General features: G+C 65.6%; 19 protein-coding genes and 1 tRNA gene. 10 read left to right on the top strand and 10 right to left on the bottom strand.

The window, feature by feature from the left end:
* The first annotated feature begins 106 nt into the window (after positions 1-106).
* Both csrA and G370_RS0100655 read left to right on the top strand, forming a co-directional pair.
* The gene (gene csrA, locus G370_RS0100660) at positions 107-310 is read left to right on the top strand and encodes a carbon storage regulator CsrA (protein ID WP_004152909.1); all 204 of its coding nucleotides are present in this window, start codon (positions 107-109) and stop codon (positions 308-310) included.
* 78 nt (positions 311-388) lie between these two features.
* Positions 389-481: transfer RNA gene (locus G370_RS0100655), tRNA-Ser, on the top strand.
* Positions 482-555: 74 nt separating this feature from the next.
* Here the strand turns inward: G370_RS0100655 and G370_RS0100650 are convergent.
* Positions 556-1,011 (bottom strand): DUF4189 domain-containing protein, encoded by a 456-nt coding sequence (locus tag G370_RS0100650; protein ID WP_019658862.1) that lies wholly within the window; start codon positions 1,009-1,011, stop codon positions 556-558.
* A 119-nt stretch (positions 1,012-1,130) separates the two neighbouring features.
* Complete coding sequence (locus G370_RS0100645; protein ID WP_019658861.1) at positions 1,131-3,461, bottom strand: TonB-dependent receptor; 2,331 nt, start codon at positions 3,459-3,461, stop codon at positions 1,131-1,133.
* 221 nt (positions 3,462-3,682) lie between these two features.
* Here G370_RS0100645 and G370_RS0100640 point away from each other — a divergent pair, with 221 nt between their 5' ends.
* Positions 3,683-4,165, top strand: coding sequence for a hypothetical protein (locus G370_RS0100640; RefSeq protein WP_019658860.1), 483 nt, complete (start codon positions 3,683-3,685; stop codon positions 4,163-4,165).
* A gap of 51 nt (positions 4,166-4,216) precedes the next feature.
* Here G370_RS0100640 and aceE read toward each other — a convergent pair whose 3' ends face one another.
* Positions 4,217-6,883 carry a pyruvate dehydrogenase (acetyl-transferring), homodimeric type gene (aceE, locus tag G370_RS0100635; protein ID WP_019658859.1) on the bottom strand — a complete coding sequence of 889 codons (2,667 nt, stop codon included), beginning with the start codon at positions 6,881-6,883 and terminating at the stop codon, positions 4,217-4,219.
* A gap of 246 nt (positions 6,884-7,129) precedes the next feature.
* A complete protein-coding gene (locus G370_RS0100630) occupies positions 7,130-7,429 on the bottom strand; it encodes a hypothetical protein (RefSeq protein ID WP_019658858.1) in 300 nt (99 codons plus the stop codon).
* Positions 7,430-7,568: 139 nt separating this feature from the next.
* On the opposite strand from G370_RS0100630, the gene G370_RS0100625 reads away from it, so the two are divergent.
* The 4 genes from G370_RS0100625 to G370_RS0100610 all read left to right on the top strand — a co-directional run bounded on the left by G370_RS0100625 (position 7,569) and on the right by G370_RS0100610 (position 13,786).
* A complete protein-coding gene (locus G370_RS0100625; protein ID WP_019658857.1) occupies positions 7,569-8,084 on the top strand; it encodes an RNA polymerase sigma factor in 516 nt (171 codons plus the stop codon).
* Positions 8,081-9,103 carry a FecR family protein gene (locus G370_RS0100620; protein WP_019658856.1) on the top strand — a complete coding sequence of 341 codons (1,023 nt, stop codon included), beginning with the start codon at positions 8,081-8,083 and terminating at the stop codon, positions 9,101-9,103. The genes G370_RS0100625 and G370_RS0100620 overlap by 4 nt, the downstream gene beginning before the upstream one ends.
* Positions 9,104-9,246: 143 nt before the next feature.
* Entirely contained in the window at positions 9,247-12,180 is a 2,934-nt protein-coding gene (locus G370_RS0100615) for a TonB-dependent receptor (RefSeq protein WP_019658855.1), read from the top strand.
* Between the two features lie 10 nt (positions 12,181-12,190).
* A complete protein-coding gene (locus G370_RS0100610) occupies positions 12,191-13,786 on the top strand; it encodes an alkaline phosphatase D family protein (RefSeq protein WP_019658854.1) in 1,596 nt (531 codons plus the stop codon).
* A gap of 108 nt (positions 13,787-13,894) precedes the next feature.
* Here G370_RS0100610 and G370_RS0100605 read toward each other — a convergent pair whose 3' ends face one another.
* From G370_RS0100605 to G370_RS0100590, 4 genes are all read right to left on the bottom strand, one after another.
* Complete coding sequence (locus G370_RS0100605) at positions 13,895-16,003, bottom strand: phosphocholine-specific phospholipase C (protein ID WP_019658853.1); 2,109 nt, start codon at positions 16,001-16,003, stop codon at positions 13,895-13,897.
* Positions 16,004-16,011: 8 nt separating this feature from the next.
* A complete protein-coding gene (locus tag G370_RS0100600; RefSeq protein WP_019658852.1) occupies positions 16,012-18,390 on the bottom strand; it encodes a TonB-dependent receptor in 2,379 nt (792 codons plus the stop codon).
* A gap of 116 nt (positions 18,391-18,506) precedes the next feature.
* Positions 18,507-19,433 carry a c-type cytochrome gene (locus G370_RS0100595; protein ID WP_019658851.1) on the bottom strand — a complete coding sequence of 309 codons (927 nt, stop codon included), beginning with the start codon at positions 19,431-19,433 and terminating at the stop codon, positions 18,507-18,509.
* On the bottom strand, positions 19,430-20,776 hold the full coding sequence (locus G370_RS0100590) for a c-type cytochrome (protein ID WP_019658850.1): 1,347 nt from the start codon (positions 20,774-20,776) through the stop codon (positions 19,430-19,432). The genes G370_RS0100595 and G370_RS0100590 overlap by 4 nt, the downstream gene beginning before the upstream one ends.
* A 183-nt stretch (positions 20,777-20,959) precedes the next feature.
* Here G370_RS0100590 and G370_RS0100585 point away from each other — a divergent pair, with 183 nt between their 5' ends.
* Positions 20,960-22,078: an alpha/beta hydrolase gene (locus G370_RS0100585; RefSeq protein ID WP_019658849.1), complete on the top strand. Its 1,119-nt coding sequence runs from the start codon at positions 20,960-20,962 to the stop codon at positions 22,076-22,078.
* Positions 22,079-22,158: 80 nt separating this feature from the next.
* Here G370_RS0100585 and G370_RS0100580 read toward each other — a convergent pair whose 3' ends face one another.
* Positions 22,159-23,298 (bottom strand): MFS transporter, encoded by a 1,140-nt coding sequence (locus G370_RS0100580; protein WP_019658848.1) that lies wholly within the window; start codon positions 23,296-23,298, stop codon positions 22,159-22,161.
* A gap of 184 nt (positions 23,299-23,482) precedes the next feature.
* On the opposite strand from G370_RS0100580, the gene G370_RS0100575 reads away from it, so the two are divergent.
* Positions 23,483-24,178 (top strand): alpha/beta hydrolase, encoded by a 696-nt coding sequence (locus G370_RS0100575; RefSeq protein WP_019658847.1) that lies wholly within the window; start codon positions 23,483-23,485, stop codon positions 24,176-24,178.
* Positions 24,179-24,259: 81 nt separating this feature from the next.
* Here G370_RS0100575 and G370_RS0100570 read toward each other — a convergent pair whose 3' ends face one another.
* The gene (locus tag G370_RS0100570) at positions 24,260-24,961 is read right to left on the bottom strand and encodes a pirin family protein (RefSeq protein WP_005409043.1); all 702 of its coding nucleotides are present in this window, start codon (positions 24,959-24,961) and stop codon (positions 24,260-24,262) included.
* 140 nt (positions 24,962-25,101) lie between these two features.
* Between G370_RS0100570 and G370_RS01000000120570 the strand changes: the two genes are divergently transcribed.
* Positions 25,102-25,510, top strand: a 409-nt coding sequence (locus G370_RS01000000120570; protein WP_019658846.1) for a LysR family transcriptional regulator, incomplete at its 3' end; no start/stop codon positions are given.

Raw genomic sequence — 25,510 nt, 5'->3', positions numbered from 1 at the left:
ACGGTACCATTGCGAATCTTTTCCCTTTGTCGTGGTAGCGCTTCTTGACGGAGCGTCAAGCCGGTGGGGGATACCCTTCCACACGGTTCCATGGAGACTTACAAAAATGTTGATCCTGACTCGCCGCGTCGGCGAAACCCTGATGATCGGTGACTCGGTGAGCGTCACCGTGCTTGGCGTCAAGGGTAACCAGGTGCGTATCGGCATCACCGCGCCGAAGGACGTCGCTGTGCATCGCGAAGAGATCTATCAGCGCATCCAGCGTGGTGATGAAGCCGGTGGCACCGGTAGCGAAAATTCTGCCGAATAACGCTTTACCTTCGCACTCGATTAACGTTATGATTCACGCCCCGCTGAGGTGCAACGCACCAGATGCGGAGAAAACCCCGGAGTGATGCCCGAGTGGCCGAAGGGGCTCCCCTGCTAAGGGAGTATAGGGTCAAAAGCTCTATCGAGGGTTCGAATCCCTCTCACTCCGCCAGATATAAAGAAGCGCCTGCAGATCCTCGATCTGCAGGCGTTTTTCTTTATCCGACACTCGCAGCGTGGAGCTAACTATCCTGGCTGATCGGTGCGGGTGGCAGGCGTTGGCATGGGCGTCGTCGCTGGTGCCGGAGCGGGCGCACCCGGCAGCTGTGGCGGTTCAATGTGACGAGGTGGAATTTCCCGCCACAGCAACGCAAGCGTGCAGTCGTTGGCACGTTCCCTGCACATTCTTTCGGCCTTCCGCTGCGCGGCGTCCGCAGTCTTCTCACCCAGTGCAAAGCCCAACGCAATCGTGCCGGTCGCTATGGCCGAATAACCTTCGCCGATGGTGCTGGCGGACTGGCCGCAATTGCGCGATCGCGCTGCGCAGTAGTGCAGCGACTGCTGCATCGCAGTGGTGAGGGAAGACTGGTTCATCGAATAGCCGTAGCGGCCATCCTTGTCGTAGGTGATCGCAGACGCAGCATTTGCGGCTGATGAAGCGGACAACAACAGCGCCAGTGAAACCGCATGCTTCCAGTTCATCACGCTCTCCTGTTTTGCCGATGGTGAATCAACCGGTGAATGTGGCGCAACCCCGCAGGGGGCGGGGGAGAACGCCTGCAGGCCATTTGCCCGCAGGCGCGTACCGACGCGTTCGATCGTCAGAGCCTCACCGTCACCCCCACCTGGAACCCACGCCCCGGCAACGGCGCGATGTACTTCAACGGTGAGTTGTGCGGCCGTGCTTCTTCATTGAGCAGGTTGCTGCCGTTGATGAACACTTCCATGCCGGCGATGTAGCTGTTGCGTACCGGCAGCTCACGGCTGATCTGCAGGTCGACCAGGTTGAAGGCATCCAGTGGCACTTCCTCGCTGACGTTGCGGCCGAGGTACTTCTGCGTGTCGTAGTAGGTGCTGGACAGCTGCGCCTTCCAACCCTCGCGTTGCCACTGCAGATTGGCGCCGTAGCGGTTGGTCGGCATGTTCGGCAGGTACTCGCCGTCGTTGTGGGCACGCAGCGAATCGGGGTGATCGGCCTTGTTCTTCACCAGATCGGCGAAGGCGGAGATGTTCAACGTGCCATAGCGGCCAAGGTCCAGGGCATGCGATGCGTCGATCTCGAAGCCCTTCACCGTGGTGTCGGTCTGCTTCCAGTATTTCAGCGGCAGGCGGTTGGCGGTCTGCACGCCCGAGTAACCCAGGTACAGATAGTTCTCGTACTTCATCCGATACGCGGTGGCCGACAGTTCGAACCCTCCGATATGGAACAGGCCGGTCAGCTCCAGGTTTTTCGCGCGCTCTGGCTCGAGGTTCTGGTTGCCTTCTTCCTGGGTCATCACCGAGTAGTGCGCGTTGCTCGCATACAACTCATTGATCTCCGGTGCGCGCTGCGAGGACGAGTAGCGCACCTTGGCGGCGAACAACGGACCGAGCTCGACATACGATCCCAAGCTGTAGCTGTTGAGCCGGTAGTCGCGGTCCTGCAGTTTCGTGTTGGCGGCATTGCGCGCGGTCTTGAAGCGGCTTGGTTGCAGGTCATGGTCAACGCGCTCGTGGCGCACGCCAGCGTCGAAACTGGCCCAGCCGAAGTCCAGCGTCTCCTTCAGGAACACCGCGTTGCTGCGGGTGTCGACGTCAGGCAGGTAGCGCAGCGAGCCGCTGCCGGTGACATCGCGCGACTGGTGGCTGTAACCGAGCAGGCCGCTGAGCGGACCGACACGCTGATGGCTCAACAGCAGTTCGGCCTGGGTGCTCTCGAAATCGTAGTCGTTGGCCCGGGTGGCACCCAGCCGTTCGCCCGAGGTGTTGTCCAGCTTCGAAACACGCAGTTCGGCGCGCTCGAACCACGGCAGCGGATCACGCAACAGGGCTTCCAGTGCGTAGCGTTCCTGCTCGATCACCACGCCCACCGGCAATGCGTTGGCGTAGTTGGAACCGAACGACAGGTTCTGCATCGAGAATCCCGGCACGCCGTACTCGCTGTCCTTGGCATCGATGCTGACACCCACGTAACCACGGTCGAAGAACAGGGTCGACCCGAACGCCACCTGCGAATTGCGCGCGTAACTGTTGCCCAACCGGTGATGGTAATCGGGCGTCACATCATTGTTGATCTGCTTCTGTACGTATGACGGCGCGCCGGCGACATAGGCCGGATTGACCGGATTGATATAGGTACGGCGTTGCCAGACCGAAGTCGGGTTGTTGGTGTAGAACGAGAAATCACCGTCGGCCCAGTCCGGGTTCTCGGTCATGAACTGGTCGATGTAAGGTTGCGAGGCCTTGTTGTAGATCTGCTGGACGCGCGCCTCCTTCTGGCAGCTGTCGGCCAGCGCCGAGTTGACGCCGCCGGTCGGCGGAAACAGTCGGGTGTTGCAGACACTGGCCTTGCTGTTGCCGGGGATGTCGTAGTGCGAGATGCGCTGCCGAGAGACCTGCAGGTTGGTCGAGACGTTGCGCTGGTTGTTGAAGTTCATGCGGAAGCCCTGCGCGTCCGCAGCATTGAAGCCCTTGCGCAGGACCAGTTCCATCGACTGGTCCTTGTCTTCCATGCTGCGCGAGATCAGGCCCGGATCGATCTCCACGCTGCCTCCGATCGCATTGCCGCCGTAGCGCACGGTGTCGGAGGACTTGTTGACGGTCACACTGCGTACGAACAGCGGATCGAACGGAATGTTGATGTCGCCGCTGATCGCGTTCATGCCGAGGATGGACTGGCCGTCCTGCAGGATCAGCACGCGGTTGCCGCTGAGGCTGCGGATGACCGGAGCGCCCGCGTTTGGCCCGAAGGCGCTGCTCTGCACGCCGGAGACGTGTTCGAGCAGGCCGCCGAGGGTGCGGTTCTGCGCATGTGGGTTGTCGACAGTGACCCGGGTGTCGATGCGCGAGGGCTGGGAGGCCTGGACCTGGAGGGTGGGGAGGGTGGGTTCGTCTGCGGCCTGGGCGGTGTGGACGGCGAACAGAATGGCAGCAGCAAGCAGATGGCGACGCATGACACGCTCCGTGAAGATTACATGAAATGTTATAACGTAACTATTGCGGGCAACAAGGGCGTTTTGGCTCTAGTCGCGAGGCCGAACACACGGGAGGCGCGAATGAGGTTGCCGGCCGTTCAGCGCTCTGCCTTGTGCGGGGCGCCGATGCTGTGCACGATCCGGATGCTGCGCCCCACAGCGCTTCACGCAGCATCTTCTTCACGGAAACGGAGCAACGTATGAAGCTGCTGTCCGCTGTGTTGTTGTCTGCGCTTTCGCTGGCCGCCGTTCCGGCGCTGGCCGTGGAGGCTTCGCCCTCACCGCTGCTGGGACGCTGGTCGCTGGACATTGCCACCTCGGCGCTGCCCGAGGCGCAGCGCCCGAAACAGGTGGTACTGGAATTCAAGGATGCCGGGGGTGGACGCTGGAGTTCGCACGTCGACATCGTGCTGCACGACGGCAGGACCATGAAGTCCGATGGCACGCTGTCCCTCGACGGCACGCCGGGGCCTTTGTCCGGCACCTACGGCGCGGACAAGGCCAACCTGAAACTGCCGGCGCCGAACACCCTGGTGATGCAGCTGGTGGACCACGGCACGCCGGCCTCCACCCGCATCTATACCGTGGCGGCCGACCGTACGACGATGACCGAGACCAAGGCGTTCTACGGTCACGACGGTACGCCGATCCTGCAGACCAATCTGTTCAAGCGAATACCGTAGCGGCGCCGCCTGCACGACGCCCGCACAGCGGGCGTGGTGAATGCAGCAGCCTTATACCGCGGCCGGGTCGCGCTTGCCGGCGTCGATGCCGTACCTGTCGATGGCCTCCTGCATCCGCGAGCGTTCGATGCGGCCTTCGTCGGCCAGCGACTTCAGGGCGGCCAGCACGATGAAGTGGCGATCCACTTCGAAGAACGTGCGCAGCGACTCACGCGTGTCGGAACGGCCGAAGCCATCGGTACCGAGTGCGATGAAGCGGCGGTCATTGATGAAGGGACGTATCTGGTCGCCTACGATCTTCATGTAGTCGGTGGCCACCACCACCGGGCCATCATGGCCCTGCAGGCACTCCTGCACGTAGGGTACGCGCGGTTCCTCAGCCGGGTGCAGCAGGTTCCAGCGTTCGGCAGCCAGGCCATCGCGGCGCAGTTCGGTCAGGCTGGTCGCGCTCCAGACATCGCTGGCGATGCCGAAGTCCTGCAGCAGCAGTTTCGCCGCGGCTTCCACCTCGCGCAGGATCGAACCGCTGCCCATCAACTGCACGCGTGGCTGCGAGGCGCTGTCGGCCGCTGCCGGATGCAGCAGATACAGGCCCTTCAGGATGCCCGCTTCCACGCCCTCCGGCAGTGCCGGCTGCGGGTAGTTCTCGTTGAGCACGGTGATGTAGTAGTAGACGTCTTCCTGCTCGACATACATGCGGCGCAGACCGTCGTGGATGATCACCGCCAGCTCGTAGTTGTAGGTCGGGTCGTAGGACACGCAGCTGGGAATCACCGACGACAGCACGTGGCTGTGGCCGTCATCGTGCTGCAGGCCTTCGCCCATCAGCGTGGTGCGGCCGGAGGTGGCACCCAGCAGGAAGCCGCGGGTGCGCGCATCGGCGGCGGCCCAGGCCAGGTCACCGACGCGCTGCAGGCCGAACATCGAGTAGAAGATGTAGAACGGGATCGTCGCCAGGCCGTGGTTGCTGTAGGCGGTACCGGCCGCGATCCACGAGCAGATCGCACCGGATTCGTTGATGCCTTCCTGCAGGATCTGGCCGTCCTTGGCTTCCTTGTAGTAGCTCAGCTGGCCGGCATCCTGCGGGGTGTACAGCTGGCCAAGGTAGGAGTGGATGCCGATCTGGCGGAACAGGCCTTCCATGCCGAAGGTGCGCGATTCATCGGGCACGATCGGAATGACCAGCTTGCCCAGCTCCGGGTCCTTCAGCAGGCGGGTGAGGATGCGCACGAAGCCCATGGTGGTGGATTGGCCGCGATCGCCGCTGCCCTGCAGCTGGGTGTTGAAGATCGACAGCGGCGGCAGCGGATCGACCTTCGCCAGCCGCGCCGGCAGCTGGCCGCCCTGGATGCGGCGGCGCTCGGCGAAGTAGGCCGCCTCGGGGCTGCCCGGCTCCGGTCGCAGATACGGCATGTCCTCCAGCTGCTCGTCGCTGACCGGCAGGTTGAAGCGATCGCGGAAGGCACGCACCGCCTCGGCGCTCATCTTCTTCAGCTGGTGGTTGATGTTCTGGCCTTCGCCGGCTTCGCCCATGCCGAAACCCTTGACCGTCTTGGCCAGGATCACCGTCGGCCGGCCGCGGGTGTTCACCGCCTGCTGGTAGGCAGCGAAGACCTTCTGCGGATCATGGCCGCCACGCGCCAGCGCCCAGATATCGTCGTCGCTCATATGCGCGACCAGCTCCAGCAGTTCGGGGTAGCGGCCGAAGAAATGCTCGCGCACGTAGGCACCGCTCTGCGACTTGAAGGTCTGGTAGTCACCATCCACGCATTCCATCATGCGCTGGCGCAGCAGGCCGCTGTGGTCGCGGGCCAGCAGGTCGTCCCAGCCACTGCCCCAGATCAGCTTGATCACGTTCCAGCCGGCCGCGCGGAAGGTGCCTTCCAGTTCCTGGATGACCTTGGCGTTGCCGCGCACCGGCCCGTCCAGGCGCTGCAGGTTGCAGTTGACCACGAACACGATGTTGTCCAGCCGCTCGCGGCCGGCCAGCGAGATCGCCGCCAGCGATTCGGGCTGATCCATTTCGCCATCGCCGAGGAAGGCCCAGACCTTGCGGCCCTGGTGCTCTTTCAGGCCGCGGTATTCCAGGTAGCGCATGTAGCGCGCCTGGTAGGCAGCGGTCAACGGGCCCAGCCCCATCGACACGGTGGGGAACTGCCAGAACTCCGGCATCAAGCGCGGGTGTGGATATGAGGACAGGCCTTCGCGGCCGGCTTCGCGGCGGAAGTTGTCCATCCGTGCCGGATCGATACGGCCTTCCACGTACGCGCGGCCGTAGATCCCTGGCGCGGAGTGGCCCTGGATGTAGATCATGTCGCCGTCTAAGGTGTCGGTACGGCCACGAAAGAAATGATCGAAGCCCACGTCGTACAGCACTGCCGCCGACTGGTAGGTGGCGATGTGGCCGCCGACGTTGGAATGCTTGCCGGCACGCAGCACCATCACCATCGCGTTCCATCGGATCATCGCGTTCAGGCGGCGCTCGATGGCCAGGTCACCCGGGTAGGCCGGCTGGCGCTCGGGCGGGATGGTGTTGACGTAGGCGGTCCAGGCACGGGTATGCAGGTCGCCGTGCTGCCGGGCGTCCAGATCGCTCAGCTGGTCGATCAGGTAGTGCGCGCGCGGCCGGCCGCCGGCCTGCATCACCGCCTCCAGCGATTCACGCCACTCCTGGGTTTCCAGTGGATCGGTATCGAAGGGAATGAGGGCTTGGTTCATGGCTGTCTCCAGAGGGCGCCGGTCGGAGGTCTGCCTGGGCGACAACACCGGCAGGGCGCACAGCACTGGAGCGGGGTCGCAATGGCGGGCGCCGTGACGCGAAGGGCGACCGTGGCGGCCACCGAGAAGACAAGCGTAGGCCTGCCCCCCCACGCCTCGATAGGCGGGCGGGGCTTGGGTCTCTGGCAAGCAAGGGTTGGTGCCGCGCGCCGTATCATGGGCCGATGCGCTGGGCGCGGCCGCTGATCAGGCCGGGGACAGCCCCGGCAGGAACACCGGGATGATCGCCACGCCGACGCCCAGCAGGCACCAGGCGACGACGGGCAACCAGCGCGCCAGGCGTTGGGCGGGTTCCGGTGCACGACGACCGCCGATCCACAACAGCAGCGTGAGCACACCTAGCGCATAGGCGAGGACGACGATCACCGGATGCACATGGATGACCCGGCTGGGCGGCCACATCTGCTGCTGGTAGGCGGTGGTGTGGGCGACCAGCAGCAGGAACAGCAGGCTGCTGAGGGTGTTGATGGCGGTGCGGGCGTTCATTGCGGGGCACTCCTTGTGCCGGCTGCCGGGACATTGCAGGGGCCGCATTCTAGCGGCTGCCTGCCGGTCGTTGAAACGCCACTGTCATCGATGGCGGTCACCCTGCGGGGCTTTCCAGCCTCGGGGTGGTTGGCCGGCCGTGAACAGCGTGAGGATCTGGGAGAAAAGCTACGCGCTGCGGCGCCGGCTACTGCGTGGCTTCTTCCTGCGTCGCGGTTCGGCCAGCGAGGATGCCGAAGACCTGGCGCAGGAGGTCTACCTGCGCCTGCTGCGCAGCACCGGCGAAGATGCCGATGCGGTCGAGAACCCGGAAGCCTACCTGTTCACCGTGGCGGCCAACCTGGCGCGCGAGCATGCGCGCGCGCGGTCGTCGCTGCCGCCGCTGGAAGACGTCGACCTGCTGGCCGAAGTGCTGAAAAGCGAAGAAGACATCGAAGGTGATTTCGAGCGTGCGCAGCGCTGGAACGATATCCGCAGCACCATCGCACGACTGCCGGCAACCACGCGGCGGGTGATGGAGCTGCACTACCGCGACGGGCTGGACTGCCCGGCAATCAGCCAGCAGCTGCAGGTGTCGGTGCACATGGTGCGCAAGCACATCGGCAAGGGGCTGGAGGCCTGCAGGAAGGTGCTGGGCGCCAGGGAGCTCACATGAACCGGACCTCATCGCCCGTGGCCGACGACACGATCGCCTGCGAGGCCATGGACTGGTTCCTGGGCAACCGCGAGGGGCCGTTGGATGAGGCCGGGCGCCTCGCGTTCCTGGACTGGATGAAGCGCTCGCCGGAGCATGTGCGCGCCTACTTGCGCGTCCTCTCGTTGCACCGGCAGGTGGGCGAAGCGCTGCAATCGTCGTTGGCTGACGAGGCGCCGCCGCTGCGGGAGGCGACGTCGGCCAAGGTGGTGCCGCTGTTCGGTGGCGTGCACGCGCCGCCGCGCGCTGTGCCGCGGCGCGGTCGTGCGCGCTGGTGGGTGGCAGCTGCCGCAGCCTGTATCACCTTGCTCGGCGTGGGCCTGGTTCCGCAGCTGATGCCCACCGAGCAGCTTTACAGTGCCGGACAGGGTGAACTTCGCGACCTGGTGCTGCCCGACCAGACCCAGGTGCAGCTCAACGCGGACAGCCGCCTGCGGGTACGCATGGGCTGGTTCAGCCGCAAGGTGGAGCTGCTGCAGGGTGAGGCCACGTTCGACATCGCCCGCGACCGCCGTCCGTTCGAGGTGCAGGTGAACGGCCTGGAGATCCGGGATATCGGCACGGTATTCGATGTATCGCGACGGCTGCAGAGCACGCGCATCGGCGTGGTCTCCGGCGAGGTGGAGGTATGGAGCCAGGGTGCGGACGCCCGGCGTCTTGCGCAGCTGGGCGAAGGCCGAGTGGTGCAGGTCGACGCGGGCAGCCATGCGGTCGAGTCCTTGGACCTGCCATTGTCGATGCTGCTGGATTGGCAGCAACGCAAGGTGTCCTTCCTGGATGAGCGGCTGGACGAGGTGGCCGCTGCCTTCAACCGGCACAACCAGGTGCAGGTCCGCGTGCTGGACGAAGGCGCGGCATCGGCACGGTTGTCGGGCAGTCTCGATGCGCATCGCATCGGTGCGCTGCAGGCCTTCCTCGAACGCGACCCGCGTTTCGTGGTGAGGCGCGAAGGCGACACCGTGCGGGTTGGCAGTCGCTGAGGCCGAAATGGCCGTGGACTGTCAAAAAAAATTCATCGAATCCGCGTTCTCCACTTCGGTGGATGCGGGCTCTTACTTGGGAGAAGCCGCTGCCGAGCCACGCAGCGGCGCCTGCTGCCTTCTCTCTCTTCCAAGGACCCGTGATGCGCAACACGCTCTACCTGTCGATCATCCTCGCCCTGTCTCCCTGCAGCGTGCCGCTGGCCTTCGCCGCCGGTGCCGATGGCCTGGAGGCGCGTGTATCCACGCCGATCGCGGCGCAGCCGTTGGCGCGTGCGCTGGAGCAGTTGTCGCGCAGTTCCGGGGTGCAGTTCCTGTACTCGGCCGGCGGTGATGCCCGCATGGCCGGTGCGGTGCCGCGCGGTGCCACCGTCAGGCAGGCGCTGGACGCGCTGCTGGCCGGTACCGGCCTGGGGTACACCGTGGTGGATGGCAATGTCATCGCCATCGATCCGGCGCCAGCACGCAACCAACCGAAGCCGGCCGCGCCGAAGCCGCGCGAGGCCGAGGCAATGGTGGCGCCGACCCTGGACACGGTGAAGGTGATTGCTGCACATGAGGTCATCGACCAGAAGAAGCGCTCACCGGTGATCAAGGATTCGGTGGTGTACGACGAGATGGACAGTTACGGCGACGAGACCTTGGCCGAGAGCCTGATGGCCGCTCCAGGCCTGAGTGCGGTGGAGGATGCCGGTGAGCCACGTTACGTGACCGTGCGCGGCGTACAGGCCAACCTCAACTACACCACCATCGATGGCATCGCGATTGCCAGCGTGGGAGGCAGTGGCTCCGGCGAGCGAATGAACAACCTGCAGCTGATTCCCAGCGACATCGGCACCCGTACCGACATCTACAAGAGCTTCAGTGCGGAGCAGGCACCGGATGCGATCGGCGGCGTGATCGACATCATCAGCCGCAGTGCTTTCGACCGGTCCGGCAAGTACGTGTTTGCCGATGTGGCGGGCATCTATTCCACCGCCGAGACCAACGTCGAGCGCAGCGCAGGCGGCAACCACGAGACTCTGGGCCACTTCGGCAAGAGCGCCAAGATGGTGTTCTCCAACCAGTTCGGCGCCGACCAGGAGTTCGGCATCGTTGCGGTGGCACGCTACGAGCAGCGTTCACGCAACAGCGTCAAGCGCTGGGTGGAGTCGAACTACTACTACAACGACGCTGGCAAATACCTCACCGACGGTACCACCGGTCCGGACGAGGCCAAGGGCTGGAACGGGCTGCGTGCGCCTGGCAACTTCAGCACCGGCACCTATACCAACTTCATCACCAACTTCGGTGGCTCCGCCAAGCTTGAGTGGAAGCCCTCGGATGATCCGTTCTACGCATCGCTGCTGCTGTACTCGTACCGGTTCTACGAGAACTCGACGATGAACAAGACCGATCTGTACGGCAATGCCAAGTTCCCGATCCGCAACCAGACCGAGGACAGCGGCACCACCCAGATCAACAGCATCTACATCAAGAACCGTCACGACCGCTGGGACCGCAGCAACCGTGGTGCCATCGCCAGTTTCAACTGGGACATGGGCGACCGTTCGCGGCTGACCCTGCGTGGCGGCCATACCGAAGAGACCTTCCACAACAACCAGGTCTACTGGGGTGTGCGCGCCTACCCAAGCAATCTGTTCGTCGACTACGAAAACGACAGCCATGGGTTCCCCAACGCGGTGGCGGTTTCCGATTCCAGCCTGCTGACCAGCTCCGCGTTCAAGCTCAATCCGGCGCAGGCCTACGTCTCCCCGCGCGATGCCAAGGAGAGCATCGACAACCTGCGCGCCGATTTCAGCTACAACATCGACGCCGATGCGCGTGGCTTCGGCCTGGCCACCGGCGCCGAGTACCGCCACCTGAAGATCTGGCAGGACATCGACTTCGACTACTTCAAGAGCAGCGCCACGCTCAACGACTACCTATATCCGGGTTCGACACTGCTGGGCAGCGTGCCCGGCTTCCCGCTGATCGACAACCGCAAGTGGACCGAGGAACTGCTGCCGAAACTGGGCAGCAACAATGCGGCGTATCCGAATGCCAACTTCACCAGCGACTACAAGTACGTGGAGGACATCACCAATGCCTATGTATCCGCGCACTACGCCTGGGACCGGCTGCTGCTGATCGGCGGCCTGCGCTACGACCACACCCGCTTCGATGCCTACAGTCCGTTCAGCGATGATGGCGGCGCTACCTATACCTCTGCGTTCCGCAACACGAGCGGTGGCTACAACAACCTGCTGCCCTCGTTGAACGCAACCTTCAAGCTCACCGAGGACCAGCGCCTGCGCTTCTCCGCCAGCCGCACGCTGGGCCGGCCGACGCCGAGCAACATCGCCCAGGCCACCAGCACCAGCTGTGGCGATGACGAGGAGGGCAGGGGCTTCTGCACCATCAAGCAGGGCAATGCCGATCTGCAGCCGCGCCGTTCCACCAACATCGATCTTGCATGGGACCTGTACTTCAACGGCAACAACGGCCTGGTCTCGGTGGCGTTGTTCGACAAGGTGATCAAGGACGACATCTACACCCTGACCACCTTCGAGAACGTGGGTGATACCCGCTATCGGATCACCCAGCCGATGAACACCGATGAGTCGAAGCTACGCGGTGTCGAGTTCGCGGTGGCCAACCGCAACCTGCAGTGGGGCCGCCAGCGCTTCGACATGTACTTCAACGCCACGCGGCTGGAAGGGCAGACCGACTACCGCATCAGTGATGGCACCGCGCGCCGCCTGGATCGCCTGCTGTACCAGCCGGACTGGTCGCTCAATGGTTCGGTGATCTGGCGCATGCCGTGGAGGAGCGCGCAGCTGCGCCTTTCCGGAACCTACCGCAGCCGGATGCTGGTCGACTTCGGTGACACCGAATGGCTGGATTCGTACTACGACCCGTACATGACGTTCAACATGGCCTTCAGCCACAAAGTCGGCAGGCACGTGACGCTGAAGTATGAAGCCAAGAACCTGTTCAACACCCAGCCGACCTACAGCACCGGCCCGAATGGGCGCTTCCGTACCGAGATCGACGACTACGGCCGCTTCTTCTACTTCCACATCATCTACAACTGAGGGCAGCGCCGTGGATACGATCAATCGCAGGCGATTCCTGGCCCTGGCCGGCCTGTCTGCTGCCGGCGCCTGGATGGGCACGGCACACGCGCTGGCCGCGCAGGCCGATGCCACCGCGCTGAACCCGCGCAACCTGCTGGCCAAGCCGCGCTTTGCCAGCACGCCCTTCACCCTGGGCGTGGCCTCGGGTGATCCCTCGGCCGATGGCATGGTGCTGTGGACACGGCTGGCGACCGAGCCGCTGGTGTTCGGCGGTGGCATGCCGGCCCGGCCGATGGTGGTCGAGTGGCAGCTGGCAGCAGACGAAGGCATGCGCAGAGTGGTACGCCAGGGTTCGGCAATGGCGCATCCCGAACTCGGCCACGCGGTGCACGTGGAGCTGGACGGGCTGGCGCCCGGACGGCCCTACTGGTACCGCTTCACCGTAGGCGGCCACGCCAGCGCAGTGGGTTGCACGCGCACGCTGCCGGCAGCCACGGCAGCGGTGGATCGCGTTCGCTTCGTGGTGGCCGGTTGCCAGCATTACGAAGAAGGCCACTACACCGCGTGGCGACGCATCGCCGAGGAACCACTCGATTTCGTCTTCCACTACGGTGACTACATCTACGAAGGCGAATGCCAGCCGGGCCTGCGGAAGATGAACGGACAGCCGTTCACCAACCTGCGCAACCACGTCGGCCCGCAGATCTACACGCTGGATGATTACCGCCGCCGCTACGCCCAGTACAAGAGCGATGCCGACCTGCAGGCCGCGCATGCGGCGGCACCGTGGTTCGTCACCTTTGACGACCATGAAGTGGACAACAACTGGGCCGGCGCCGAAGACCAGGATGACACGCCCAGCGAAGTATTCCTGCTGCGCCGCGCACAGGCGTTCCAGGCCTACTACGAGAACATGCCGTTGCGCCGTTCGGCATTCCCGCGCGATGGCCACATGCAGATGTACCGACGTGCACGCTACGGCACGCTGATGGACCTGCACCTGCTCGACACCCGCCAGTACCGCAGCAAGCAGGTGAACATGACGCTGCGCGAGGAGGTGGAATCGCCGGAGCGCAGCATTGTGGGGGCGAAGCAGGAACGCTGGCTGTTCGACGGCCTGTCCGATGCTGCGCCGCGCTGGCATACCATCGCCCACCAGGTGGCACTGGGCAACTACATGCGCGAGAAGGATGGGGTGGTGCAGTCGTCCGACGATCAGTGGTCGGGCTATCTGGAAAGCCGCCGGCGCCTGCTCGATCACATCCAGAAGGTGGGCTTCGGCAACGTGGTGACCGCCTGCGGCGACGCGCATCGCCACTACGCCAGCGATCTGGTGCAGGACCACCGTGACTCGGGCGTGGTCTCCAGCGAGTTCCTCGCCACCTCGATCACTTCCGGTGCCGACGGCCAGGGCGTGGACGCGTATGCCAGGAACCAGCTTGCCCACAGCCCCTACCTGAAGGCGACCACCGACAAGCGTGGCTACGTGCTGTGTGATGTCACCCGCGATGCGTGGATCGGCGACATGAAGACGCTGGATACCGTGATGCAGCCGAATGGCGCGCTGCAGAGCTGGAAGCGCTACGCGGTGGAGCACGGCCGGCCGGGGCTGCAGGAGGCCTGAATCTACCGGTCTGCGCTGTAGAGCCGAGCCCACGCTCGGCTGCTTTTTTCGGGGCAATGCGACCAGGGCGAAAGCAGCCGAGCATGGGCTCGGCTCTACAGGGATTCTTCAATCGTGCTCGAACCGCAGCGGCTCGGTGCCCATCGCCGGGTCACTGGTGCCGGGGCGCCCATCCTCGGCGCGGCCGGCCAAACGCAGCACACTCCCACCCGCGCTGACGCGCAGGTCATACCAGCCGGCGGTAGGCGTAGCATCCCACGCCAATGAAGTCTGCGCATGTGCGGGCAGCGCCAATGTCTGTTCGGGCATGTGTCCTGCATAGGCGCCGCCGTGCACGCGCACCTGCTGTGCACTGTCACCCAGATTGCGCAGGCGGAGCCGCAGTTGGTCATCGACGCGATCGATTGAAGCCTGCACGGCAGGACCCGTGGCCGCTCCCTGGAAGTGGCGGTGGAAGCCGTTCGGGCCGAGCAACCACAGGTCATAGCGGCCCTGGGCATCCAGCGGCCAGCGCTCGCGCAGCGGCCTACCGGGCAGCAGCGTGTAGCGGCGTGGCACCGCATCCAGCCGCAGCCGGTCGTAGACATGCAGCACAGCCGCTGCGCCTTCGCAGGACAACGTCAGGTCCACGCCCGCAGCGTCGACCGCAGCGATCGATGCCTGCGGCCGGTAGGGCAGGGCACGCGCCGGGCGTACACCGCTTTCCTGTTTCGCCGGCTTCAGTCCCTCGGGCAACGCGGGCACGGTGCGTCCCGGCAGGGCGGCGGCACGCGCGGCCACCGCGCTCATGTCCGGCAGGCCGCGCACGAACGGACGGGTATCACGCTGGGCGAAGTCGAACGCGTTGCTCAGATCCCCGCAGACCGCACGGCGCCACGGCGAGATGTCCGGTGCGGCCACGCCGAAGCGACGTTCGATCAGGCGTATGACCGAGGTGTGGTCGTACACCTGCGAATCGACCCAGCCGCCGCGGCTCCACGGCGAAATCACGTACAGCGGCACACGCGGACCGAGACCATACGGGCGCCCGCGCAGTTCGGCGGCATCGTACTTCTCGTCGCCCGGTGCGGGATGACGGTGATACTCGCCCTCGGTACTGACCGACGAGGCACCTGCCCATCCACCGTTCACCGGTGAGGGAGGGGCCGGTGGCGGCATGTGGTCGAAGAATCCGTCGTTCTCGTCGAACATCAGCAGCAGGGCGGTGCGGCTCCACACTTCCGGATCGGCGGTCAGCGCATCCAGCACGCGCGCGGTATAGGCCGCGCCCTGGGCCGGGCTGGACGGGCCGGGATGTTCGCTGCCGGCGGCATCGGCGATGATGAAGCTGACCTGAGGCAGGCGCCCGTCGAGTACGTCCTGGCGCAGCTGTGGCAGGCCACGGGTGCTGACAGCGCGTGCGCGCAGCTGCGGATCATGTCCGGGTGCCGCGCTGTAGGCACGACGGAACGCCTCGAAGCCGGCCAGCGGGTTGTCGGTGAAGTTGTCGGCCATGTCCTGGTAGATCTGCCAGGACACGCCGGCGTTCTGCAGGCGCTCGACATAGCTGGTCCAGCGGTACGACGCCGGATGCCCGCCGTGTTCGGGGAAGTTGTCATGCGAGTTGGCGATTACCGGGCCACCGGCACGGGCCTGTGCATCGTTGTGGCCGGTCCACAGGAACACCCGGTTCGGGTTGGTGCCGGCCTGCATCGCGCAGTGGTACGCATCGCAGATCGTGAAGGCATCGGCCAGCGCGAACTGGAACGGCAGGTCGCTGCGCTGGAAGTAGCCCATCGAGTGGTTCTGCTTGGCCTTCGGCCATTGCCCCATGCGGCCGTGGTCCCAGGCGCGCTGCGCATCGGGCCAGGTATGCGGCGTACCTTCCACGCGCATGTAGCCGAAGTGCGCGGCGGTATCCAGCGGGAACGGCGCGATCGCCCGCGTGCCGCTGGCATCGGGCTGCAGCCACAGGCTGCGGGTGCGGCCACCGGCCTGCAGCGCGGGGGCAGGGGCCACGAAGCGGTCGCCGAAACCACGTACACCCGGCAGCGTGCCGAAGTAGTGGTCGAACGAACGGTTCTCCTGCATGAACACCACGATGTGCTGCAGGTCTTCCAGGCTGCGCGTCTGCGCGGCAGGGGCGATCGCTGCGGCCCGGGCGATGCTGGGCAGCAGCGGAGAAAGGCCGGCGGCAACGCCGGCCTGCAACAACCGGCGTCGGCCGATATCGGTCACGGGCTCACTCACAGGTCCACGCGGAAGGAGATGCCGACGGTGCGCGGAGCGCCGATGAAGGCGTTGTCGCGGCCGTCCACCCCTGCAAGATACCGCTTGTCGGTGAGATTGCTCACCACCAGGTTGGCACCCATGCCCTTCAGGCGCGGCGACAGCCCCTGCAGGTCGAAGCCGATGTTGGCGTTGAACACGGTGGCCGAGGGCAGCGTGTTGACGTTGGCGGCATCAAGGTAGCGCGTGCCCAGGTAACGGCCGGACAGGCCGAAGTTCCAGTTGGCGCCCTGCCAGTCGGCCGACAGCACCAGGGTGTTCTCCGGCTGGCCGATCACCTTGGCGCCGTCGACGATGCCCAGCTGGGCATCACGCGCGGCATTGCCGCTGCCCAGGTACTTGGAGCGGTTGTAGGTGTAGGCCGCGTTGATCCGCCAGCCGTTGTTCCACCCATAGCCGAACGCGGCTTCCAGGCCGTTGCTTTCCACGCCGCCGAAGTTCTCGTAGACACCATCGGTCTCGCCCAGGTAGTCGATGCCACTGACGAAACCTGCCGGCAGATAGACGATGCGGTTGTCGAACTTGATGTTGTAAAGCGTGACGGAGGCGGTCAGCGGCCAGCGGCTGATGCGCATGCCCACTTCAATGTTGTCGGCGGTTTCGGGCTCGACGTTGCGGAAGCGCTGCGGGTCGGTCTCGCCAAGCACGCCGGAGGGGATGGCAGCGAAGTTCTGCGAGAAGCCGGCGAACAGCTCCATGCCTTCCACACCCGGTGCCCAGGTGACGCCGGTGGACAACAGTGGATCGGACCTGGAATCGGATTTGACGTGCTCGCTGGCACCGATCACGCGGCGGCGCGACTGGTCGACGAAGAACTGCTTCACGCCCAGGCGCGCGCTGAACGGACCGAAGCGGGCCACGTCCTCGACGTAGTACATCTGCTCGTCGACCTTGTACTTGTCCTCGAACTGCACCCAGTACGGCTGGTGGTCGAAGGCGATGTCCTGGCCGACGTTGAGCAGGCGGTGCCAGTCACGGCGTGCCGAACGGTCCAGCTTCTCCACCCAGAGGCCGCCACGGATGGTGTTGTCGATCGCACCGAAGGTCTGCCGCCATTCGACGTCGGCGGTCACGCCCATGCGGTCGTTGTCGTAGTGGGTGTGGCGGTAGGACTGCGCGCCCAGCACGTTGCCGGCGTAGCAGTTCGGATCGTACTCGGCGGTGAAGCCCAGGCGCGGGGTGCAGCTGGCCAGGCGCTGCGCGGCGCTGCCATCGGTATTGACGAAGAAGATCTGGCCACGGTTGCTGCCGCCGTACACGGTTTTGCCACCGAGATATTCCGATTCGGGGCGGCCCGCACCCTCATCGCTGACCTGCGCCAGGTAGGGTGGAAGCCAGTCGCCACGACCTTGCATGCGGTGCCCGTAGGCGGCCACCGAGGCCTTGAGCCCGTTGCCGCCGTCGAAGGCCGCACGCAGGTAACCGAAGGTGTTCTCGCGCAGCGCACGCGAGCCCGAACGGAAGTTCTGGTCCAGATAGGGAATGCCGGTGAGGGTGCCGACCAGGTTGTCGCGATCCGGATGGGTGGCAAAGCCCTTCGGCGAAACACTGGTGTATTCGGGCTCGTCGGCATCGTTGTAGGACAGGTAGCCGGCCAGCGTCCAGCGATCCAGTTCGGTGATGAACTTGCCGGCGATGTGGTCGTTGCTGGCGTGGCCGGTGCCGTCGATCCAGTCGTGCACCTTCGACGTGGAGGCGCTGACCCAGGCGCGGGTGTGGCCGCCGAGCAGGCCGGTGTCGTAGCGCACGTAGTACTTGCGCGCCTCGTTGTCACCGGCACCGACCACGAAGCGCAGGCGGCTGTCCTGCAGCGGGTCGCTGGTAAGGAAGTTGAGCGTGCCGCCCAGTGCTTCGTTCGAGCGCGAGGAGATGTCAGCGGTGCCCTGGCTGACTTCCACCGTCTCCAGGTCGAGGGTGTCGATGTAGCGGTTGGCCAGCGAGCCGCCACCGTAACCTGAGCCGCCGTTGGGCAGGCCGTCGATGGTGGTGCCGATCTGCTGGGTATCACGATTGGTGACGAAACCGCGCATGCTGATCTGCGTGCCCCACACCGACGAACCGGTAGCGTCGGCCTCGCTGACCACCACGCCCGGCACTTCATTGAGCGCATCGTTGACGCTGCTCATCACCGTCTGCCGGTTCAGTGTTTCTGCGCGCACCGACGTCTTGGCGTAGCTGGTGGCCTGGCCGATCACCTGTACCTGGTCCAGGGTACGGGCATCGCTGCTGTGCGCTTCGCCCGTATCGCCCTGCGGTGCTTCTGCGAGGGCGTCCAGGGCGGGGGCGATCAGCACGGCAAGCAGCGAGACACGGGGAAAACGCGCAAACGTTCGCATTGAAACCGGACCTTCAGGGGAGGGAAGCCCCGGAGTGTCGGCAGTGCCCATGACATCGGCATGACGCGGCGAAGCAGGAACCGTGTTGTGTGACGGCCGGTTCCAATGGCTTATGCTCAGTACCGCGCGTCCTTGGGTTTCGGGTCGCGCGGCCAGTCCTTGGCCTTGTTGGCGAAGTCCGGGCGTGGCTGGTTGATGAAGTAGCTGGCGATGTCCACCGCATCCTGGTCGGGCATCACCTGCTGGCCCAGTGGCGGTTCACGGGTCACTGCCGGCGGCATGTTGTGTTTGACGAAACCGGCGGCCTTGTACAGGCGCGCCATGCCGGCGCCGATGTTGAAGCTGTGGTCGCCCCATAGCGGCGGGAACGCGATGTCACCGCTGGCGTCGCGCCGGCCTTCGCCATTGTCGCCATGGCAGGCAGCGCACTGCACGGCGTACAGCGCCTGGCCACGGATCGGGTCCGGGACCAGCGTGCTGTCGATGGGCCCTTCACTGGGGGCAGCCACCCTTGCACCCACTGGCACAGGGCTGCTCAGCCACGCCATGTAGTCGAGCATCGCACGCATCTGCGGCGAGTCCTTCGGCAGCGGCTTGCCGTTCATTGAACGCTGCAGGCAGCCGTTGATGCGCTCGGTCAGCCCGATCACCTTGCCCGGACGCGGCATGTAGCGCGGATAGGCGCCGCCGCCGGTGTTGAAGTAGTGATTGCCGAACGGCCGCTTGCCTTCGGCCATGTGGCACGAGTTGCAGTTCAGATCGTTGCCGACGTTGTCCGGCAGCAGCCGTGCGGTCTCGTTGAGGAGGCGGCGGCCGAGCATCACCGACTCGGCATTGCCGAGCCCGGCGATTTCTTCGGCGCTGGGTGCACGGTAGTGGCCGACCACCTTGCCCTGTGCATCGAGGATATCGATCGTGCTGGCCACGGCGGCATCCAGGTCCGGGTACAGATGGCGGTAAGCGAGGGTACCGGCGCCGGCCAGCAGCACGAGGGTGATCGCACTGCCGATCAGCAGGCGGGAGCGTTTGCGCGAACGTTTCATCGTGCGGACTCCTGCGGAACGTAGTGCACTGGCTTGTCGCGCACCACCCGGCGCATGCGTGCCACGTCGACCTCGCTCACTGCGCTGGCCTGGTTGCCCCAGCTGCTGCGGATGAAGGTCAGGATCTGTGCCAGCTGCGCGTTCGGCAGCTGTTCGAAGCCGGGCATGGTGAAGGCCATGCGGTCGTGCGGGGTATGCGGCGTGCGGCCACCGATCAGGGTCACCTGCACCAGCGAGCTGGGATCGTCAGCGAACACGATCGAGTTGCCGGCCAGGGCCGGATAGACGCGCGGCATGCCGCGCCCGTCGGCGCGGTGGCAGGCCTGGCAGTGCTCGGCATAGGCCAGCGAACCGGCCACGCGGTAGTCGCCGCTGCGCAGTGCGGCGGTGGTCGTGTCGCTGCCGGGCGACCACTGTGCGCTGCGTCCTTCGCGGGCGGGCAGCTGCTTCAGGTAGCGGGCCATCGCCAGCAGGTCAGCGTCGGACAGGTACTGCGTGCTGTGCTCGACCACGTCGGCCATGCCACCGAAGGCCGCCGACCGATCGGTGCGTCCGGTGCGCAGGAAGTCCACGATCTCGCCCTCGCTCCAGCTGGCCAGGCCGCTCGCTTCATTGCGCAGGTTCTTCGCATACCAGCCTTCCAGCACCGAGCCGGAAAGGAACTGCCGGCCCCCATCATCGGCCATGGCCTTCTCCTGGAACGCCAGGCCGCGTGGCGTGTGGCAGGCGCCGCAGTGGGCCAGGCCTTCCACCAGTTCGGCGCCGCGCTGCTGGCTGGCATCCAGCGACGGATCCGGGTTGAACGTGCGCGGGCGTGCGAACAGCAGCTGCCACCAGGCCAATGGCCAGCGCATGTTTACCGGCCACGGGATCGTGCTGTCGGCGTTGTTCTGCTTCACCGGCTGCACCGAGCCCATGAAGTAGGCGTACAGCGCCTTGATCTCGGCGTCGCTGGCGATCACGTACGAGGCGTACGGCATGGCCGGATACAACGGCTGGCCATCGTGACGGATGCCGCGACGTACCGCGCGCTCGAAGTCGGCGTAGTCGTAGGCACCAATGCCGGTGTACGGATCGGGCGTGATGTTGGTCGAGTAGATCGTGCCCATCGGCGTCTGCATGCCGAGGCCACCGGCGAACGGCTTGCCACCCGGTGCGGTGTGGCAGGCCGCGCAGTCTGCGGCGCGCGACAGGTATTGTCCCTGCGCGATCAATGCCGGATCGTGGATGTCGACCTGCGCGGCCTGTCGCGGTGCGAACCAGTAGGGCGTGGTGCGGGCGACGCCGTAGGCGGCGGCCAGCGTGGCGACCAGGGCAATGGCGAGCTTGAACGAGGTGCGCATGGCGGCACTGTGGGCAATCCCGCGCGCGCGTTCATTGATCCGGATCAATGACTGAACGGATACAGCTTTTACACCAAGCTGAATCGTTCCTGCGTTGTCATCAAGCCGTCATCCACGCGCGATAGATGGCCCACGCGCGCGTCGCTAACCTGCCACGCTGTCGCACCTTTTCCCCGATTGCCCATGAAGCGCCTGCTGCTGTTGTTGCTGGCGTGCGCCGGCCTGTGGCTGGCTGCATGCTCGTCCTCGATCAATGCCTCGTCCACCTCGCTCGCCGATCGGCTGATCGCGCCGGGTGGCGTATCGACCCTGCTCGATCGCCCGCGCATCGCCGCGGCCATCGCCGAACTGCCCAACCGCCACGGCTTTGCGCGGGGCCGCGATGGCGTGCCGATCTTCTGGCGTGTGTTCGATCCTGGCGATTACGGCGCGCGTTATCACTACCTGCCGCAGCGCCACGAGAACGGCCTGCCGCTGGATACCGGCTTGAGCCTGGCAGTACCGCGACCGTTCCGCGCGCAGGCACCGCGCGGCACCGTGGTGCTGCTGCACGGCTGGATGATGAATGGTGATTCGATGCTGCCGTGGTCGTTGCAGCTGGCCGAATCCGGCTACCGCGTGGTCACGCTCGACCTGCGCAACCATGGACAGTCCGGTACTGGGCCGTCGGGCTATGGCACCTATGAATCCGACGATGTGGTGGATGTAATCGGCGAGCTGCGCGCACGTGGTGAAGTAACCGGCCCGCTGTACCTGTTCGGCGTGTCCTATGGCGCCGCCACAGCGGTATTCACCGCCGACAAGCTCGGCGACCAGGTGGAAGGCGTGGTGGCGATGGAATCGTTCGCCAATGCCGGTGTAGCGATCCGCACGATGATCCCGCACCTGATGGGGCTGCAGCCGGAAGGCCTGAAGGCGCAGGCGATGGCGTCGTACGCGCGCTGGCGCTACGGCGGCCAGGACATCAACCAGGTGATCGCCGACGCCAGCCGTCGCATCGACGTCGATCTGGACCGCGTCGACGTCGCGCGTGCGCTGGCCGATACCCGCGCCTGCGTGCTGCTGCTGCACGGGCAGGGCGATCAGCACATACCCGTCAGCCAGGGCCGCGAACTGGCCCAGGCCAACCCGCGCGCGCACTACATCGAGATGCGCGGCGAAGACCATATCACCCTGCCGCTGCGGCTGGATCTGCTGGCCGGAGTGGTTGACGACTGGATGGCGCGCGACGAGCACCACCCGCAGAGCGCATGCCCGGCGCCGCAGCTGCCGGCCCAGGCCGAATGGCTGGCACACGGCTGAAAAAGGGGACGGAGGGGATTAAGTCGTTTGCAGCACACCCGTGGCAGATGCGACTTAATCCCCTCCGTCCCCTTTTTTTGTCAGGCCACCCGTCGTGCCAGTGCTCGCGCGGATGCGGCTACGCCCAGCAGCAGCGCGGCCACGCAAAGGAAGGCGAATCCGAGGCTGGTGCCGTGTGCCAGTGCACCGATCGCCGCCGGGCCGGCGAGGATGCCGGCGTAACCCAGTGTGGTCACTGCAGTGATGGCGATGCTCTCCGGCATCACCCGCTGCTGGCCGGCCATCGAGAACAGTGCCGGCACGATGTTGGCGCAGCCCAGCCCGACCAGCACGTAGCCGGCCAGCGCCACCGGGAACGAGGGCACCAGCGTGGCCAGGGTGAAGCCTGTTGCGGCGGTGATGCCGCCGAAGACCAGGGTACGGGTCCGTCCGAGGCGCTCGACGATGCCGTCGCCGAACAGGCGCATCGCGGTCATCGCCAGGGTGAACAACGCGAAGCCGGCGCCGGCCTGGTCACGCGGCACCTGCCGCACTTCGGCCAGGAACACCGCGCTCCAGTCCAGCATCGAGCCCTCGGCGAGGAATACCACGAACGCCAGCACGCCGATGAACAGCACCACGCCGTGCGGCAGTGCCAGCAACGGTCCTTCATGCAGGATCCGTTGTGGGCGCCAGTGCGGCGCCGACAGAACCGCAACCAGCAGCAGTGCTGCCACTGTGGCCAGCGCGGCCAGCCACAGCGGCGTGCCCAGAATCAGCAGGCCGGTCATGCAGCCGGCGCCGACGAAGCCACCGATGCTGTAGAAGGCGTGGAAGCCGGACATCATTGCGCGCCCGGCGTCGCGCTCTACCGCGACCGCCTGCATGTTCATCGCACAATCCAGTGCACCGACGCCGGCGCCGAACACGAACAGCGCCGCGCCCAGCGCCACCGGCGAGGGCGCCAGCACCAGCAAGGGCAGGGCGCACAGCATCATCGCGCAGGTGATCACCATCACCCGGCGGCAGCCCAGCCGCCCGGTCAGCGCACCCGCCAACGGCATCGCCAGCAGCGAGCCGAGCCCGAGGCACAGCAGCACGGCGCCGAGGCTGGCGTCGGACAGCCCGGCCTTGGCCTTGGCGTAAGGCACCATCGGCGCCCACGCGGCGGTGGCGAATCCAGGAATGAAGAAGGCGGCACGGGTGGCGTGCTGCTGGGCACGCGGGGATGAAGGCGTCATGCGCGATGCGAAGCTCCAGGGGACTTTTATGAAAACGTTTTCAGGCCGGATCGGCAAGTGCCATGCGTGACATCGGGCGACGCATACGATTGCAGTGACCCGATCGCGTCACCAGCGATTAACGTCGCCCACGGACAGTGGCTGCACGGTCGGCACCCCGCCGGCCGCTGCCGGAGATCCGTACATGAGCACGACACCGACCATCCTCCTCGTCCATGGATTCTGGGGCGGGGCCGCACACTGGGCCAAGGTGATCCTGGAACTGCATCGCAACGGCCACGACCGGGTGCAGGCGGTGGAATTGCCGCTCACGTCGCTGGCCGACGACGCAGGACGCACCCAGAAAATGATCCGGCAGATCGACGGTCCGGTGCTGCTGGTCGGCCACTCCTACGGCGGTGCGGTGATCAGCCAGGCCGGTAACGAGCCCAACGTGAAGGGCTTGGTTTACATCGCTGCCTTCGCGCCTGATGCCGGCGAGAGCCCGGGTGGCATCACCCAGCAGCATCTGCCGGAGGCGGCGCCGAATCTGGCACCGGACAGCGATGGCTACCTCTGGCTGCGTGCGGACAAGTTCCATGAGAGCTTCTGCCAGGACCTGAGTGCCGACGAGGGCCGGGTGATGGCGGTGACCCAGAAGGCGCCGCTGGCCAGCACTTTCGGCGACACGGTCAGCGATCCGGCGTGGAAGCACCGGCCGAGCTGGTACCAGCTGTCCCGCCACGACCGCATGATCGCGCCGGAAAACCAGAAAGCCATGGCCGCAAGAATGCAGCCCAAGCGCCTGCTGGAGCTGGATGCCAGCCATGCCTCGCTGGCCTCGCAGCCGAAGGAAGTGACCGCGCTGATCCTGGAGGCCTGCGCCGCCATCGGTGGGTAACACTCCTCCTGTAGCACGCCTGGCGCAGGCCGGGCTCTACGAAAAGGCCCCCGATGCTCAGCAGCATCGAGGGCCTTGTGGTTACAGCGGCAGGTCGAACACCAGCACTTCGGCATCGTTGCCGTTTTCCAGCGTCAATTGGGCTTCGTCGCTGACCTGCAGTGCATCGCCGGCTTCCAGGGTGATGCCGTTGACCTGCAGCTGGCCACGCGCCACCTGCACATAGGCGCCACGACCGTTGCCAAGCGCGTGGTGCAGCTTCTGGCCGCCATCGAGGATGGTGGCGAAGATGCGGGCATCCTGGTGGATGCGCAGCGAACCGTCGGCACCGTCCGGCGAGGCGATCAGGCGCAGCTGGCCGCGCTTGGTCTCCGGCGCGAAGTGGGTCTCCTCGTAGGACGGCGTGATGTTCTCGGTGTCCGGGAAGATCCAGATCTGCAGGAAGTGCACGGTCTCGTCGGCCGAGTGGTTGAATTCGCTGTGGGTGACGCCGCTGCCGGCGCTCATGCGCTGCACGTCGCCATAGCGCAGCACCGAACCGGTGCCCATCGAGTCCTTGTGTTCCAGCGCACCGCCCAGCACGTAGGAGATGATTTCCATGTTGCTGTGGCCGTGGGTGCCGAAGCCCTGGCCGCCGATCACCTTGTCTTCGTTGATCACCCGCAGCGGGCCGAAGCTGACGTAGCGGGGGTCGTAGTAGTTGGCGAAGGAGAAGGTATGGCGCGAGGACAGCCAGCCATGCTCGGCCAGGCCACGGGTAGCGCTCTTGCGGATCTGCAGCATGATGGAATCTCCTTGTTCGATGGTTTCGATGGGGCGGGGTGGACCGGTAGCCGCTGTGTTTCCCCGTTGGAGAGAAGTATTCGCTTGCGCCCCGGGTTTGAAAAACGGATAGTTTTGACAGCCATCATCGAAAAATTCGAATGCTCAAGCTCAGCCTCGATGCCCTGCAGATCCTGGATGCCATCGACCGCCGCGGCTCGTTTGCGGGCGCTGGCAAGGCGCTGCACAAGGTGCCCTCGACCATCTCCTACACCGTGGCCAAGCTGGAGGAGGACCTGGGCGTGCAGCTGTTCGACCGGGTTGGCCCGCGCGCCGAGCTGACCGCAGCTGGCCGCGCGCTGCTGGACGAGGGTCGACACCTGCTGCGTGCAGCCCGCGAGCTGGAACTGCGGGTGCGGCGGGTGGCCTCGGGCTGGGAGACCGAACTGACCCTGGCGGTGGACTCGGTGTTCCCGACCTGGCTGCTCGGCCCGGACATCGCCGCGTTTCGTGAGGCCCAGGCGCCGACCCGGCTGCGATTGATCGGCGAGGCCCTGTCCGGCACCTGGG

The organism is Stenotrophomonas hibiscicola ATCC 19867 (genome assembly GCF_000382065.1).
Taxonomy (GTDB): domain Bacteria; phylum Pseudomonadota; class Gammaproteobacteria; order Xanthomonadales; family Xanthomonadaceae; genus Stenotrophomonas; species Stenotrophomonas hibiscicola.
This window is presented reverse-complemented; position numbering and strand designations above follow the sequence as displayed.